This is a genomic window from Dietzia sp., assembly GCF_036741115.1.
GTDB lineage: Bacteria > Actinomycetota > Actinomycetes > Mycobacteriales > Mycobacteriaceae > Dietzia.
In genome coordinates, this window is the sequence record NZ_DAINST010000013.1 from 31,562 (window position 1) to 46,137 (window position 14,576).

Below are 14,576 nucleotides of genomic sequence, written 5' to 3' on the forward strand. Positions count from 1 at the left end.
AGGGGCATCGCTGTGTCGGGGCGCGGGGAGGGGAAAGGCGTGGGAGAACCACTCGAGGACTTGCCTGGGCGCTACGGGGAACTCGCGCCCACATCGGCGGAGAAAGAGGACATGCGGGCGGACTATCCGCAGGTCCGCGCGGTCATGCGGCGGCTCCCCGGGGTCGCTTCGGAGATCTCCGCCGCCGAGGCGGTCGATCCCGGCGAGATAGCATTCGCGCTCCCGGGCGGGGAGCTCGCGGGCGCGGCGAATCGGGTGGCCGTCGCGGTGCGGGAGATCCACTCGGTGCTCGCCGGCCGCATCCGCGCGTTCGAGCTCGCGGGGAACACGACGGCCGCGGCGCTCGTGGGTACCGATTCCGATTTCGCCGCGCTGCTCGCCGCGGTGCTCCCGGAAAGCGGCGAACGATGAGTCCGCCGGCGGCGCCTGCGCTCACGCTTGGGGGCTTGCTTACGTGGTACCCGGAGGCGCTCGCCGGGGAGTCGCGCGCGCTCGGGGCGGCCGCGCAACGCCTCGATAACGCCGTCGCGAGGCTCGCCGACACCCTCGCATTGATACCCTCGGCGTGGACCGGCGTCGCTGCCGGTGCCGTGCGCATAGCGCTGGCTTCGGAATGGCGGACCATTGCCGATCATCACGGCGATATCGTGCGGTTATACCACGCTGCAGAGGCCGCCCACCGCGCGGTTTCCGAGAAGCACCGGGCGTTGCTCGACCAGGTCGCGGCGGCCGAAGCGGCGGGCTTCGAGATCGACACGAGCGTGCCCGCGCGCGGGCCGATCACAGTGCGCGGGCCCGAGGGTGGGAAGGGCGATGGGCCGGGTGTGGGCGAAGGGGGCGGTGACGGCGCCGCGAAGTCCTTCGCCGAGGCGATCGCGTCGATTGCCGGCGCCCTTCTCGATGCCGATGCCGAGCACGCCGGGATCCTCGTGGGCATCGCGGACGGCGCCGAGTCCCGGATGGTCGCGGCGGCCGTGCCCGCGGCTATCGACGCGGCGCTCGCCGAGCGCGAGGTCGAGGGCTCCCGCTACCCGAAGATCCCGGGCATCGGCAATACCGGCAACGGCCTCGTTCGCGACGCCGTCGGCATGGTCCCCGTGCTGGGCACGACCCTCGACGTCCACGAGGGCTTGCTCGCGGTGGAAGAAAACCGCACGTCGCCGGGAGAGGTGCTGCTCCACGCGCTGGGCGCGAAGACTCTCGACCACGCGGGAGGCCTCGTCGGCGGCTCGGTGGGCGCGGCCCGCGACTCCCCGCGGCTCGAGAACGTCGGCGGCTTCGGCGGGAGCTATGTGGCGAGCGAAGCGCTCGGCGGTCCCGTCGAGCGCCTCGTCGACGCAACGCTATTGCCCGCCGCGCACTGGGCTGCGACGGGTGTGGGCAGCGATGTCTTCGGCCCCTCGGACAAGGAACTCGCCGCCCGCGCGCTGCGCGATGCCGTGAGGTACGGCGGATGATTCCGGATCCCCGGCCCAGCGCCCGCTGCCAGCACCGCCGCGCCGCGGGTCGTTTTCGCTCAGCCGGCTCCGGGAACCAGCCGCGCGCGAAGCGTATCGACGGCCTCCGGCGCCATCCCGAGGCCGTCGACCAGGTACGCCCGCGCCGAACCGTACTCGGCGTCGATCGCATCTAGCGCATCGGTGATGTACTCGGGACGCGCCTGCAGCAGCTCCACGAGGGTGTCCGCGCGCTCCGGTACGCGCTCGCGGAAATGCGCCTCGAGGTCCGCCGCCCAGTCCCGCGCCCGCTCGTTGGTGAGCAGGTAGTCGGCGAGAATGTCCTCGTGGGACATCCCGGCGAGGAGCTGCAGCACGGCGGCCGTGAACCCGGTGCGGTCCTTGCCCACCGTGCAGTGGAACACCACCGGCCCGGGAGACTCGGCGATCGCCTCGAAGGCGCCGCGAAGGCGGGCGCGGAACTCGGGCTCGACCACGAAGGATCGGTTGAGCCGCCGGAGTTCGCGCCGCGCATCGGCGGGGGTCGCGCTCTCGTCGAAGCCCACGACGGTCGCGGCGGAATCCGACGTCCCGAGCACGTCGACATGGACGTAGTCGGCCCCGGCGACCTCGTGGTCCGGTGCCTTCTCGACCTCCTCGGGTCTGCGCAGGTCGACGATGCGCCGCAGCCCGAGGGCGCGGAGCTTCTCTGCATCGGCATCCGAGGGCGCCACCACGTTCGCCCGGAACAGGACGCCCCTGGCCATCGCGCCGTCCGGCGTCATATATCCGGGTCCCGCAACGTCGCGGAAATTGTGCATCGATTCGACGTGCAGGTCGCCGACCTCATCGCTGTTCCCGGTCCCGCCGAACCCGTCCCGATCGCCAGAATCCATCGCTGCCCTCGCCCTCCTGTGCCGCCGCCCGCTCATTCCCACAACACTGCCACGCGCCCCGGCTCGCCCGCGTCGGTCCGCCCGATCGGCCTAGAGTTGGGGGCATGACGTCGGACGACACGAACCCCAAGACCGCACCCGACTCCCGTGCCGATACCTCCGGCACGGGCGACGATTACTCGCGCGACCCCCTGGCCACCGTCATTTCCCCGGAGGTCGAGCGCGACGATCCCCTGTCCTCGGCGGTCGCGCCGATGCGCGCGGACGTCCGCTTCCTCGGCCAGCTCCTCGGCGATACCGTCCGCGAGCAGGCCGGCGAGCGCGTGTTCGACCTCGTCGAGTCCGCACGGCAGACCGCGTTCGCCGTGCGCCGCAACGATGTCGAGCGCTCCGCGACCTTCGACGTGCTCACCGGCACCCCGGCCGCCGAGGCGATCGACGTGATCCGCGCGTTCTCCCTCTTCGCGCTGTTGTCCAACATCGCCGAGGACCTCCACCAGGAGCGGCGTCGAGCGATGCACGTGGCGGCCGGCGAACCGCCGCGCGAAGGCGATCTCGCCCGGACCTGGGAGAAGATCGAGTCCGCCGGGGATTCCGAGGCCGGCTGGGCGGCGCTGCGCCGCACCGCGCGCGTCGTCCCCGTGCTCACCGCGCACCCCACGGAGACGCGGCGGCGCTCGGTCTTCCGGATCACCCGCTCGATCACCGAGCTCATGCGCCGGCGCGAAGCGCTCGCCGAGGGCTCGGCGGAGCGCGCGGAGGTCGAGGCCGATATCAAGCGGGAGGTCGTGCTCCTGTGGGACACGGCGATCATCCGCTCGCAGCGCCCGCGCATCCAGGACGAGATCCTCACGGGCCTGCAGTATCACGAGGCCACGCTCATCGACGTGATCCCGCGGCTCAACCGCGAGGTCGCGAACAAGCTCGGCACCGACCGCGCGGTGGTGCGCCCCGGTTCGTGGATCGGCGGTGACCGGGACGGCAACCCGTACGTCACAGGTGAGGTCGTCGAGTTCGCCACGAGCCGCGCCGCCGCGCTCATCCAGAACTTCTACGACGACGAGCTCCGGCAGCTCGAGGCCGAGCTGAGCCTCAGCGGCAAGCAGGTCGACGCCCCCGAGGCACTGCTCGCCCTCGCCGACGGGCTCGAGAGCCGCGGCGACGACGAGGCGGCGCGGCGCGATGTCCCTTTCCGCCGCGCCGTGCGCTCGGTGCGCCGCAAGCTCGCCGCGCGCGCTGCTCTCCACTCGATCGCCGGCGCCCGGATCCCGGTCGACCACATGGGAGTGCGGATCGGCGCCGAGGGCGACCCGGCCTACGCGCGGCCCGACGACATGCTCGCCGACCTCGGAGTAATCGGCGATGCGCTCCGCGAGGTCGGCGCAGGGATCGTCGCCGAGTCGCGGCTATCCGCGTTGGAGTGGGCGGTGCGCACCTTCGGCTTCCACCTGCAGGCGCTCGACATGCGGCAGAACTCCGATACCCACGAGGAGGTGCTCACCGAGCTGTTCGCCGAGGCCGGCGTGTGCGAGGACTACGCCTCCCTCGAGGAGGCCGAGCGGGTGGAGATCCTCCTCCGCGAGCTCTCCTACGACCGCCCGCTGCTCGGCCCGCGCGCCGAGCTCTCGGAGCTCGCTGCGAAGGAACTCGGCGTGCTCCGCGCCGCGGCCCGCGCCGTCGACGCCCTCGGCGAGGGCGTGATCCCCCACTACATCGTCTCGATGTGCCAGTCGGTCTCCGATCTCCTCGAACCCGCGATCCTGCTCAAGGAGGTCGGACTGCTGCGCGGCGGGCCGAAGGCGCCGAGCTCGCAGGTGCGGCTCATCCCGCTTCTCGAGACCATCGAGGACCTCGCCGCCGGCCGCGAGATCATGCGCGAATACTTCGCGCTCGAGCCCGTCCGCGAGCTCGTCCGCTCGCAAGGGAACCTGCAGGAGATCATGCTCGGCTACTCCGATTCGAATAAGGACGGCGGCTACCTCGCCGCGAACTGGGCGCTCTACCAGGGCGAACTCGAGCTCGTCGCACTCGGCGCGGACGCGGGCGTGGACCTGCGCTTCTTCCACGGCCGCGGCGGCAGCGTGGGCCGCGGCGGCGGCAACTCGTACGAGGCAATCCTCTCGCAGCCTCCTGGGGCCGTGCGCGGCGCGCTGCGGATCACCGAGCAGGGGGAGGTGCTCTCCGCAAAGTACTCGGAGCCGCCCCGCGCCCGGCGCAACCTCGAGGCGCTCGTCGCCGCGACCATCGAGTCCTCGGTTATCGATGTCGAGGGCCTCGGCGACGATGCGGAGGCGGCCTACGCCGTCATGGCCGATCTCGCGCGGAGGGGCCGCAAGGCGTACGGCTCGCTCGTCCACGACGATCCGGGCTTTATCGAGTACTTCACCACCTCGACGCCGCTGTCGGAGATCGGGGAGCTCAACATCGGCTCGCGCCCCACCGCGCGCAAGCAGACCTCGGACGTCTCCGACCTGCGCGCCATCCCGTGGGTGCTCTCGTGGTCGCAGTCGCGGGTCATGCTCCCCGGTTGGTTCGGCGTCGGCTCGGCCCTGGCCGGTTGGCTGGATGACGGCGGAGAGGGCGCCCGCAGCGGCGGCCGCGACGCCCGCGTGGCGCAGCTCGCGCTGCTCTACCGGACGTGGCCCTTCTTCCGGACCACGCTGTCGAACCTCGCGCAGGTGATGGCCAAGGCGGACATGGGTCTCGCAAGGCAGTACGCCTCGCTCGTCGAGGACGCGGAGACCCGCGAGCGCGTGTACTCGCGGATTCTCGCCGAGTTCGAGCTGACCCGTGACATGGTCCTCGAGATCACCGGGCAGGAGACGCTGCTCGACGACAACCCGGCGCTCGCTCGGTCCGTGCGCAACCGCTTCCCCTATCTCGAGCCGCTCAACGTATTGCAGATCGAGCTGCTGCGCCGTTTCCGTGCCGGCGAGGACGATCCGGACGTACGCACCGGCATCCAGCTGACCATGAACGGCCTGGCCACGGCGCTGCGGAATAGCGGCTAGAGCCGGGTCGTTGCACCCGGGAGTAATCGATTTTCCCCGAACGGAGTCCTCTACACATGTCTAATAACGCCACCGCAGTCCACCTCGCCGAGCGCCCGAAGGGCTACCCCGATACCTCCACGTGGGACGTGCGCACCGAGGAGCTCCCGGAGCTGGCCGACGGGCAGGTGCTCGTCGCGACCGAGTACATCTCGGTCGACCCCGCGATGCGCGGCTGGCTCGACGACGCGCCGTCCTACATCCCGCCGGTCGAGGTCGGCGCCGTGATGCGTGCCGCGGCCGTGGGCCGCGTGGCGGAGTCGAAGAACGCGGACTTCCCCGTCGGCGCGCACGTCCATGGGATGACGGGCGTGAGGGACTTCTTCGTCTCCGACGGCTCGGACATCCGGGTGGTCGACACCTCGAAGACTTCCGGGGCCGAGTACCTCGCGGCGCTCGGGCTCACCGGTCTGACCGCGTACTTCGGCCTCTACGAATATGGAGATCCCCAGGAGGGCGAGACGGTCCTCGTCTCCGGCGCCGCCGGAGCCGTGGGTTCCGTGGTGGGCCAGCTCGCGAAGATCCGCGGCGCGCGGGTCGTCGGTATCGCCGGAAGCGATGAGAAGTGCGCCTGGCTCACGGACGAGCTCGGCTTCGACGCGGCCGTGAACTACAAGACCGCCGACTCGCTGAGCCGCGCGATCCGCGAGGCCGCTCCCGACGGGGTCGACGTGTTCTTCGACAATGTCGGCGGCAAGGTGCTCGACGCGGCGCTGGTGAACATGGCGCGCAACGCCCGCATCGTGATGTGCGGAGCGATCTCCGACTACAACGCCGCCTCCGCTTCCGAGCGCACGGGCCTCAAGAACTACCCGCGGATCATCACGCACTCCCTGCGCGTGCAAGGCTTTACGATCGGCGACTTCGGGCCTCGCCTCGGCGAGGGCGTCAAGGCGCTCGCCGGCTACCTCTCCGAGGGCAAGCTCGTCTCGCGGATCGATGCTCGCGATGCGCTGGTCGCCGATTTCCCGCAGGTCTTCGACGAGATCTTCGCCGGGTCCAACACCGGCAAGCTGATGCTCAAGCTGCCGGGCGCCGAGAGCTAGTGGTGGCGGGGGCGTCGCGTCGTACTCGACACGGCCCCCGATTCCACCCGCTGCGGCACAACGTGTGAACACAAAAATCCTGAACCTGTAGACACCGTCTACAGGTTCAGGAAATTGGTGTGCCCACCTCGCGGTACCGTGGCGACCAAGCCGCGCGTGTGAGTCGCCCAGGTGCGCAAGCGTCTCAACGCTGCTCGCGTCCGAGGGCGCCCTCGTAGCGCTCGGCGAGCGCCTCGACGATGTGGTCGACGGCCGGCGGATCCCCGAGCAGCGGGGACTGCGCGACGCCACCGGCGCGAGCGCGGCTCGCGAAGAATCCGCGCGCGAGCAACAGCGGAACGGTGGTCTCGCCCTCGGCGACGGCGAAGTCCGCGTCGAGCACCGCGTGCCGGACCTCGCGGTCCTCGGCGCGCTCCGCGACCGCACGACGGAGCAGCTCGATCTCCACGGCCACGGCTTCCCACGCTGATCCGGCGCTCGCAAGGACGATCGGACTGTCGGCGGCGTCGGTGGCGGTGTCGGGGCGGGAGCCTCCATCAGCCCCGGCCCCCGCAGCCGCGAGCACCGCGTCGACAAGTCGCGGCTCGGTGCCCCCGCGCGCGTCTTTGCCAAGGTGCGGGGTAACGGTCACCCGCCCCATGCGCGCCCGGTCGGCGCGCGTGGCCTCTTCGGCCGCGGCGCCGATGTCGTGACGCACGTGATACCCGGCCGCGATAAAAGCAGGAAGCACCACGACCGAATCGCTCGAGGAAGCCAGCTCCGAGGCGATGACGTCGGACAACGCCGGCTCCTGGACTTTCTCGTCGACGAAGCCCGCCACGACGCGCACGCCGGGGGCGTCGCGGCGGAGCCGCTTCTCCAGGAGCGAGGTGAGGCGCGCGGTGTCCGCGCGCCCCTCCGCCGAACGGGTGCCGTGCCACGCAAGGATCGCCGTGGGTACCGATTCGGCGGCCATCGTGTCGACTCCAGGGCCCATCGCGGAGCCAACGCCGCCGACCATCAGCGGATCACCGGTGCCGGCGGCGACTCTGGATCGGTGCGCGCCCGGACTCGAGATCGCCCTGCACGTGCTTCGCCACGGCCACGGAGCGCCGCGGGTCCCGCGAGTCCACGGCGACCTGAACCCGCCCCGTAGGCGTCTCCGCCACGGCGCGCGCGGGAACGGCCGCGGAACCGGCATCGCGGTCCCCGGCGTTGACGCAGAAGATGTGTCGCCATTCGGCCTCGCGGGCAACCTCGGCGTCCACGGCCGGGTCGCCGGTCGCGGTGTGTGCAAGCCAGGCATTGGTCAGGTCGCCGAGGATAAACTCCCGCGCGACCCACTCGTCCCGCTCGCCGAGGATCTCGGCCAGCGCGGGATCAAGCTCCGGCGCGACGACACGGATCCGGGCTCCGGCGCCCGCGAACGCAGCGGCGCGGCGCGCGGCCACGCGGCCGCCTCCGACGAGCACCACGAGGCGATCGGCGAGCAGCACCGCGAGTGGGAACGTCTCGGCTACGCCGCCCGCGGCGTACGACGCGCCCACACCAGACCCGGACGGCACCCCGGATTCCGCGGGCTCCGCCGTCAGAAGAGAGGCGAGGGAGGCAAAGGACGGGGAGGTCACAGGTGGATTCCGCATTCGGTCTTGCCCGAGCCGGCCCAGCGGCCTGCGCGCGCGTCCTCGCCGGGCGCGACGCGGCGCGTGCAGGGGCCACAACCGATCGACGGGTAGCCGTCGTAGTGCAGCGGGTTGATCAGCGCCTCGTTCTCCGCGGCCCAGCGCTCGATCTCCTGCAGCGTCCAGTTGGCGAACGCGTTGATCTTCACCATCTTGTGGGAGCGATCCCACTGGACGATCGGGGTGTTCGCGCGCGAGGCGGAATCCGAGCGGCGCATGCCGGTGACCCACGCCTCGTAACCGTCGAGGGCGGCGTTGAGCGGCATGACCTTCCGCGCGCCGCAGCACGCGTCGGTGTCGATCTCGTAGGGCTTGCCGGCGGTGAAGTTCGCCTCGTGCTGCGCGACGGTCTCGCGGTTGCGCACGTTCTTCACCGACACAGTGCCCTTCGCGGCGAGCTGATCGCGCACCTCGAGGGTCTCGGCGAAGTGGTAGCCGGTCTCGAGGAAGAGCACGTCGACGCCCGGCTGGAAGCGCGCGGTGTACTCGGGCCCCACGGTATTCGCCATGGAGCAGGCCACGGCGAGTCGGTTGCCGAAGGTCTCGGCCGCCCACGTGAGGATCTCGTCCGTGCTCGCATCGGCGAGCTTCTCCGCGGCCGCCTCGGCGATCTGCTCGAGCTCGGCCTCGGTTCGGACCCTACCGGGGCCGATATCGGCTGGATCGGGGATCTGCGCGGGATCGGGATTGAGCGCGTCATCGCGCGCCGGGTAGTCGATATCGGCCGGGTCGGGGCGGTCGTCGGACAGGGATACGAGCGAGCCGGTCAGCCCGCCGAAATCGAGACTCACTTGAGTTTTTCCTCCTCCGCCCTGCGGCTCCACTGCGCGAAGGTCTCGCCCTCGCCGCGCTCCGCAAGGAAGTTGCGAACGATCTTCTCGATGTAGTCGGTGAGATCGTCCGAGGCCACCTTGAAGCCACGAACGGACTGGCCGAGCTCGCCCTCCGCCACGTCGTCTCCGGCGAGGCTGCCGCCGAGGTGCACCTGGAACCCCGGGGTGTCGCCCTCGATGAGCTGGCCCTTGAGCCCGATGTCCGCGGTCTGGATGCGGGCGCAGGAGTTGGGGCAGCCGTTCAGGTGCACCGAGATCGGCGGCTCGATGGTCTCGCCGGCGAAGCGCTGGTCGAGCTCCGCGAGCACTGTCCGTGCCTTTTCCTTCGTCTCTACGAACGCGAGTTTGCAGTATTCGATTCCCGTGCACGACATGCCCACCCGGGTAAAGGGGCCCGGGTACACCTGGATGCCGAGCTTCGCGAGACCCTCGGCGAGTTCCTCGACCTTCTCCGGAAGCACGTCGAGGAACACGATCTTCTGGTGCGGGGTGAACTTGATCCGCTTCGAACCGGCGGCCTCCGCGAGGTCGGCGACCTCGTTGAGGATGTCCCCGGAAATGCGCCCGACCACGGCCGTCGCGCCGACGTACTTGCGCCCGTCCTTCTGGTCGTGGACGCCCGAGTGGTCGCCACGCTGACCGGAGAACTCCGGCGCGGGGCCGTCGGGCAGCGGGGAGTCGAGGTACTCGGTCTCGAGGATCTCACGAAACTTCTCCGGTCCCCAGTCCTTCATGAGGAACTTGAGCCGCGCCTTGTTGCGCAGGCGGCGGTATCCGTAGTCGCGGAAGATACCGACGACGCCCTCGTAGACGTCGGCGGCGCGTTCCGGCGGCACGAAGACGCCGAGGCGCTTGGCGAAGTGCGCGACGGTGGAGAGTCCGCCACCAACCCAGAGGTCGAAGCCCGGGCCGAGCTCGGGGTGCTCAACGCCTACGAACGAGACGTCGTTGATCTCGTGGACCACATCGAGGCTCGGGTGGCCCGTCGCCGCGGTCTTGAACTTGCGCGGGAGGTTGGAGAACGCGGGGTTCCCGATGACCCTGTCGTGCATCTCCTGCAGGTACGGCGTCGGGTCGATGATCTCGTCCGCGGCCACGCCGGCCACAGGGCTGTTGAGGAACGCACGCGGGCAGTCGCCACACGCCTCCATCGTCTCGAAGCCGACCTCCTCGAGGCGGCGCCAGATCTCCGGCACGTCCTTGATATCGACCCAGTGGTACTGGATGTTCTGTCGGTCCGTGATGTCGGCGGAGCCGCGGGCGAAGTCGTTGGAGATGGCGCCCAGTGCGCGCAGGGCGTCGGTGGAGACCTCCTTGCCGTCGACGCGCACTCGCATCATGAAGTACTCGTCCGAGAGCTCGTCGTCGGACAAGTCGGAGGTGGCGCGGCCGTCGAGGCCCTGGCGGCGCTGCGTGTATAGACCCATCCAGCGGAAACGGCCGGTGAGGTCAGTCGGAGGGATCGACGAGAAACCCTCCTTCGAGTACTTCTCGAGAATCCGGTCGCGCACGTTGAGCGCGTCGTCTTCCTGCTTGAAGACCTCGTTCGGGTTGAGCGGCTCCTTGCCGTCGACCTTCCACTGGCCCTGCGGCTTCGGCGCTCGCGCCGGTCGCTTGCGGGGCTGGGCGTCTTCCTTGACGGTCATGGGCGGCGAACTCCTTTGGTCGCGTGCGGCCGATTGCCACCGCGGCGCGGGCAGGCGCCGGGGTGCAGCCGTTCAAGCATCCGGGGCGGCGCCGTCAAAGACACCACTCCCGAGGGGCAAACCGTAGATTATCGAGATTAGACAGACCTGTCTAATTTGGGGCTGTTCGCGCGGGTGACGGCCCGAATCCAGGGGGAAGGCACGCTCGGCGGCGGCCCGGGACCGTTTCGGCATCGATTCGGGTTCGGGACCGATTCCACTATGACGCCGGACGTCCGACGAACCCACGCGCGAACCGCCACTGCGGTCTACCGTAAGTAATCATGACGAACCCCGGTAACAGAGGCGACGGACTGCGCATCGGCGATGCGGAGCGGCAGCGCGCCGCCGATTCGCTGGCAGATCATTTCGCCGCCGGTCGGCTCGATTCCACGGAGTTCGAGGAACGAACGGGTGCGGCGTGGCGGGCCACGACGGTCGGCGAGCTCAAGCCGCTGTTCTTCGACCTCCCGGGCGGCTCGCTCGACGGCTACGTCGCCCACGACGCGACTGCACGCGCCGAGCGTTCGGCGAACGTGCCGGCCGCGGCGAAACCCGTCTCCGCCCCGCAGCCGCGCCGCGACAGGCGCACGGAACGCCGGGAAGCGAGAGGCGGTTCCAGCGTCGTCCTCCGCGTGCTCATGGCGACGATCCCGATGATCGCCCTGATCCTTTTCTTCGTCCTCAATTCCGTGGGCTTCGACCACGCGTGGCTCGCGTTTCTGCTGATCCCCATCGTCTACACGGGCGGTGGCGCCATCGCGCACGCGAACAGCGGCGACGACGAAGACGACAGTGGCGACGCGGGCGACTACCCCGCCGGAGGCCGGGGCCTCCCCCGTCCGCCGGCCGCCTGAGGCGCTCGAATCAGCCGGACTTCACCGGCCCGACTGACATGAAAGGGGCGTCCGCCTTACAGGCGTAGAGGCCATCGACGGAGACCTCCGTGGCGTCGCGGAGGTTCGGGGGAATCACGCTGAGCCCGCCCGCGGGCGCCGGTTCGCAGCCGTCGATGGGCCCGCCGGACCCGCCCATGTTCGTAACGCGCAGGTCGGCCGTCGCGATGTCGCCGGGCGAGAGCTTCACCGCCTTCGTGCTTCCCGATTGCCGCTCGGCAGGAACCCCGATCTGCGCCCCCGTGCCCGGGTCGATTGCGGCGACTCCGGGGAAACCGTTGAGCGTGCACTCCGAGCCCGAGGTGTTGCGGAACTCGAGCTCGACAAAGCGCGAGCCGGCGCCGGCGCCGTTGGAGGTCGCGGTGACCTCGAGGTCCCCCGCAGCGCAGCCGTCCGCGCCACCTCCGCCGGGCTTAGCCGTCGCGGAGCCAGACGCATCAGGCGCTCGCGAGCTGCTCGAGCTCGGCTCCACCGTCTTCGTCTCGGTGCTCCTCGGGGCCGAGGTCGTCGTGCTCGAGGCGCTGGGCGAGGCGGTGACCAGCACCGTCGAGGGTGCGGCCTCCCCTCCCGAACTCCCGCACGCGGCGAGCAGCGCAGTCCCCGAAGCGCACAGCACGGCGGCGGCCATCGCCCTGCGCCCGCGGGCCCGGTGGTCATTGCGATCGTTCACGGCGTCGTCACTCCTCAGGCCGCGCCGCCGACGCGGCGCCCCTATCCCCCAGGAATACGCCGCCCCGGGGGCCGGCGTCGACCCCCCGGGGTGGGAGAGCCCGGCAGAAAGCCGGACGAACGGAATTCCTACTCAGACCGTGGTTACGGCAGCGCGTTGATCGGGAGGATCGAGCCGAGCGCCTGGATCACCGAGGCGAGCGACGGATCCTTGATGCTGCCCAGCGCGTCGTCGACGCTGCCCATCGGGCGGTCTCCGGCGCCCTGCTGCTTCGGTCCCAGGGCCGAGCGGAGGGAGATGCCATCGGTCACTCCGTCGTCGGCCCAGAGGTACCGCGTCTGCTCGCTGGTGGAGTAGGTCGCGAAGCCCTCGTTGGCGAAGTTCCCCATGCCCGCGGGGCGCTTGTACACGGCGCCGTCATCCTGGGCCTTCCCGCCTGCGAACGTGAGCTGCACCGACTCGCCGTCGCAGACCTCGTCGCACATCACGCGCAGCGAGCCCCGGTCGTAGTCCAGGGCCATGACTCCGGGGAACGGGGACGTGTAGGTGTCCACGAGCTTCGGCGTGCCGTCCTCGCCCACCTGGACGAAGTAGACCTTGCCCGTGCCCTCGACGCCCACGGCGAAGGCCTCCAGCTCGGGGATGTACTCGACGGCCTCTGCGCCGGCGTTGGCGCCGAGCGTGCCGAGCTCGGGGGCGAGGTCGGAGATCTGGATCTCGCGCTTCGCCGGGACAGTGGCGTCGTTGGCGGCGCCCCGGAGATCGACCTGGAGCAGCGCCGGGCGGCTCACGTTCTTGTCGTCGTTGTTTCGCTCGACCGAAACGTAGAGGGTGCCGTCGGGGCCCAGGGTGACGCCCTCGGTGTCCGGGGCGCCGGTGCCGTCGGGGTAGACGATCGAATAGTGCGCGGCGATGGAGTACTCGTCCTTCGCGGCATCGTAGGAGAGCTTGTAGAGATCGCCCTTGTCGTTGTTGACGACGTAGGCGTTGCCGAGGGCGTCGAAGTCGATGCCGGACATGTCCTCGCCCGCGAACGCGCCGCCGAGGTCCTGGTTCTTGATGGTGAGCGGGTCGCCCGGGAACGGCTTCGCGTCCGGCGTCCCGGTCTCGCCCCCTTCACCTTCCGCGACGTTGGCCAGGCCCTTCGTGGGCTCGCCGGTCGCGGCGAACTCGCCGGTCTTGTCGGGAACGCGGCCCCACGAGGTCGCAGCGTGCTCGGTCCACTCGGTGGAGTCGACGACCTCGCCGTCCTTGTTCTTGAGGGTCACCGAATCGGCGCCGCCGAGGCCGAACGTGCCGTTGCCGTCGCCCGCGGCTTCCTTGTTGTCCGGCTCGACGACCTTGTAGCCGCCAGACTCGATCGTCGAGCCCTCGGGGAAGGTGTACGGCTTGTGCGTGTCGTCGTTGTCGATGAGCGTCCAGCCCGAGACGTCGACGGTCTCGTTGTCGTCGGTATTGGCGAGTTCGATCCAATCCTGGCCGCCGTTGTCGTCCTTCGACTCGACCTCGTTGATGACGACCTTCGGGGCGCCCTGCGCCACGGCCGGCGCGGCCAGCGCGACTCCGGGGGCGAGCAGTGCGGCCGAGACGACGGCGGCGGTGAGTGAACGCTTCTTCATGTGAACCTTCCTCGAATGCGGTGCCAGTGTCCTCGCCCAGGGCGACGCGGACGCGCAAATGCCGACGTTATCGGCCGTCATCGGCGCCCGAGGATGCCCTCGGTTAATGGCCCCTGAACTCCGGGAAAAGATTGGGAAACGTCGGCTGGGCTCAGGGGAGGAAATCGAGGACGTCCGGCGTCACCCGCAAAGAGAACTCGTCGAAGAAACCGTGCCGACCGCCCTCGGTGAGCGAGAGCCGCGAACCTGGGATGAGCCCGTGGATGGCATGTGCGTTGGCGACCGGCGCCATGTGGTCGTCGGTGCCGTGGAGGATCAGAGTGGGGGCGGCGATCTCGGGGAGGAGCGCCGCGGCGTCGTGGTGATCGCTCGCGCGGAGGTGGCCGGTGCGGGCGCGGGCGGACATCTTCGGGTCGCCGAGGAGCGAGCTGCGTTTGCCGAGTGCGCGCCAGGCCGGTGTGTAGAAGAGGTCGAGGAGGGTCTCGAGGCGCCCGTTTGGGTCGCGCTGCCCCAGCTGGCGGCGCACCTCCGGGCTGCGCTCGACGGCCTTGTCGCCGCCCGGCGAAGTGCAGGCGAGCACGAGGTGGTCGACCGTGTCGGGGTGGTCGATGGCGAGCCACTGCGCGACTCGCCCGCCCATCGAGGCGCCGTAGACGTGCGAGGATTTGGCGCCGCAGGCCGCAAGGACGTGGCGGGCGTCGGCGGCGAAGAGTCGCGTGCTCCAGTCCTTCGTGGCCTCGCGGGTTTCGTCGGCGTGGGTCGCCCCCGTGCCGCGGTAGTCGAA

Annotated in this window: 13 protein-coding genes; 5 read left to right on the plus strand and 8 right to left on the minus strand. The window is 70.3% G+C overall.

Annotated elements, in window-relative coordinates; translation table 11 throughout:
• The first annotated feature begins 39 nt into the window (after window positions 1–39).
• Together V7E05_RS03630 and V7E05_RS03635 are read left to right on the plus strand one after the other, a co-directional pair.
• Window positions 40–411 carry a hypothetical protein gene (locus V7E05_RS03630; RefSeq protein ID WP_333618312.1) on the plus strand — a complete coding sequence of 124 codons (372 nt, stop codon included), beginning with the start codon at window positions 40–42 and terminating at the stop codon, window positions 409–411.
• Window positions 412–446: 35 nt separating this feature from the next.
• Window positions 447–1,457: a WXG100 family type VII secretion target gene (locus V7E05_RS03635; protein WP_333618313.1), complete on the plus strand. Its 1,011-nt coding sequence runs from the start codon at window positions 447–449 to the stop codon at window positions 1,455–1,457.
• Between the two features lie 59 nt (window positions 1,458–1,516).
• On the opposite strand, the gene V7E05_RS03640 is transcribed toward V7E05_RS03635, so the two are convergent.
• On the minus strand, window positions 1,517–2,332 hold the full coding sequence (locus tag V7E05_RS03640) for a tyrosine-protein phosphatase (protein WP_333618314.1): 816 nt from the start codon (window positions 2,330–2,332) through the stop codon (window positions 1,517–1,519).
• A gap of 254 nt (window positions 2,333–2,586) precedes the next feature.
• Here V7E05_RS03640 and ppc point away from each other — a divergent pair, with 254 nt between their 5' ends.
• Together ppc and V7E05_RS03650 are read left to right on the plus strand one after the other, a co-directional pair.
• Window positions 2,587–5,343 carry a phosphoenolpyruvate carboxylase gene (gene ppc, locus V7E05_RS03645; RefSeq protein ID WP_333618325.1) on the plus strand — a complete coding sequence of 919 codons (2,757 nt, stop codon included), beginning with the start codon at window positions 2,587–2,589 and terminating at the stop codon, window positions 5,341–5,343.
• A gap of 56 nt (window positions 5,344–5,399) precedes the next feature.
• Window positions 5,400–6,428, plus strand: a complete 1,029-nt coding sequence (locus tag V7E05_RS03650; RefSeq protein ID WP_333618315.1) for an NADP-dependent oxidoreductase — start codon at window positions 5,400–5,402, stop codon at window positions 6,426–6,428.
• A 184-nt stretch (window positions 6,429–6,612) separates the two neighbouring features.
• Here V7E05_RS03650 and V7E05_RS03655 read toward each other — a convergent pair whose 3' ends face one another.
• The 4 genes from V7E05_RS03655 to V7E05_RS03670 are packed head-to-tail and all read right to left on the minus strand — an operon-like array spanning window position 6,613 to window position 10,568.
• The gene (locus V7E05_RS03655; RefSeq protein ID WP_333618316.1) at window positions 6,613–7,428 is read right to left on the minus strand and encodes a sirohydrochlorin chelatase; all 816 of its coding nucleotides are present in this window, start codon (window positions 7,426–7,428) and stop codon (window positions 6,613–6,615) included.
• A gap of 7 nt (window positions 7,429–7,435) precedes the next feature.
• The gene (locus V7E05_RS03660; protein ID WP_333618317.1) at window positions 7,436–8,035 is read right to left on the minus strand and encodes an NAD(P)-dependent oxidoreductase; all 600 of its coding nucleotides are present in this window, start codon (window positions 8,033–8,035) and stop codon (window positions 7,436–7,438) included.
• Window positions 8,032–8,880, minus strand: a complete 849-nt coding sequence (locus tag V7E05_RS03665) for a phosphoadenylyl-sulfate reductase (protein WP_333618318.1) — start codon at window positions 8,878–8,880, stop codon at window positions 8,032–8,034. The genes V7E05_RS03660 and V7E05_RS03665 overlap by 4 nt, the downstream gene beginning before the upstream one ends.
• Window positions 8,877–10,568, minus strand: a complete 1,692-nt coding sequence (locus V7E05_RS03670; RefSeq protein ID WP_333618319.1) for a nitrite/sulfite reductase — start codon at window positions 10,566–10,568, stop codon at window positions 8,877–8,879. Before V7E05_RS03670 ends, V7E05_RS03665 begins: the two co-directional genes overlap by 4 nt.
• Before the next feature lie 323 nt (window positions 10,569–10,891).
• Here V7E05_RS03670 and V7E05_RS03675 point away from each other — a divergent pair, with 323 nt between their 5' ends.
• On the plus strand, window positions 10,892–11,464 hold the full coding sequence (locus V7E05_RS03675) for a DUF1707 SHOCT-like domain-containing protein (protein WP_333618320.1): 573 nt from the start codon (window positions 10,892–10,894) through the stop codon (window positions 11,462–11,464).
• 10 nt (window positions 11,465–11,474) lie between these two features.
• Here V7E05_RS03675 and V7E05_RS03680 read toward each other — a convergent pair whose 3' ends face one another.
• From V7E05_RS03680 to V7E05_RS03690, 3 genes are all read right to left on the minus strand, one after another.
• The gene (locus V7E05_RS03680; RefSeq protein ID WP_333618321.1) at window positions 11,475–12,173 is read right to left on the minus strand and encodes a DUF4232 domain-containing protein; all 699 of its coding nucleotides are present in this window, start codon (window positions 12,171–12,173) and stop codon (window positions 11,475–11,477) included.
• A 143-nt stretch (window positions 12,174–12,316) separates the two neighbouring features.
• A complete protein-coding gene (locus V7E05_RS03685) occupies window positions 12,317–13,792 on the minus strand; it encodes a lamin tail domain-containing protein (RefSeq protein WP_333618322.1) in 1,476 nt (491 codons plus the stop codon).
• A gap of 151 nt (window positions 13,793–13,943) precedes the next feature.
• Window positions 13,944–14,576 (minus strand): alpha/beta fold hydrolase (locus V7E05_RS03690; RefSeq protein WP_333618323.1); only part of this gene is annotated, 633 nt, incomplete at its 5' end.

Excerpts from the sequence above, each read along its gene's own strand:
- V7E05_RS03640 (WP_333618314.1), bottom strand. The coding sequence starts at position 2,332 with ATGGATTCTGGCGATCGGGACGGGTTCGGCGGGACCGGGAACAGCGAT.
- ppc (WP_333618325.1), top strand. The coding sequence starts at position 2,587 with ATGCGCGCGGACGTCCGCTTCCTCGGCCAGCTCCTCGGCGATACCGTC.
- V7E05_RS03650 (WP_333618315.1), top strand. The coding sequence starts at position 5,400 with ATGTCTAATAACGCCACCGCAGTCCACCTCGCCGAGCGCCCGAAGGGC.
- V7E05_RS03655 (WP_333618316.1), bottom strand. The coding sequence starts at position 7,428 with ATGGTCGGCGGCGTTGGCTCCGCGATGGGCCCTGGAGTCGACACGATG.
- V7E05_RS03670 (WP_333618319.1), bottom strand. The coding sequence starts at position 10,568 with ATGACCGTCAAGGAAGACGCCCAGCCCCGCAAGCGACCGGCGCGAGCG.
- V7E05_RS03675 (WP_333618320.1), top strand. The coding sequence starts at position 10,892 with ATGACGAACCCCGGTAACAGAGGCGACGGACTGCGCATCGGCGATGCG.
- V7E05_RS03685 (WP_333618322.1), bottom strand. The coding sequence starts at position 13,792 with ATGAAGAAGCGTTCACTCACCGCCGCCGTCGTCTCGGCCGCACTGCTC.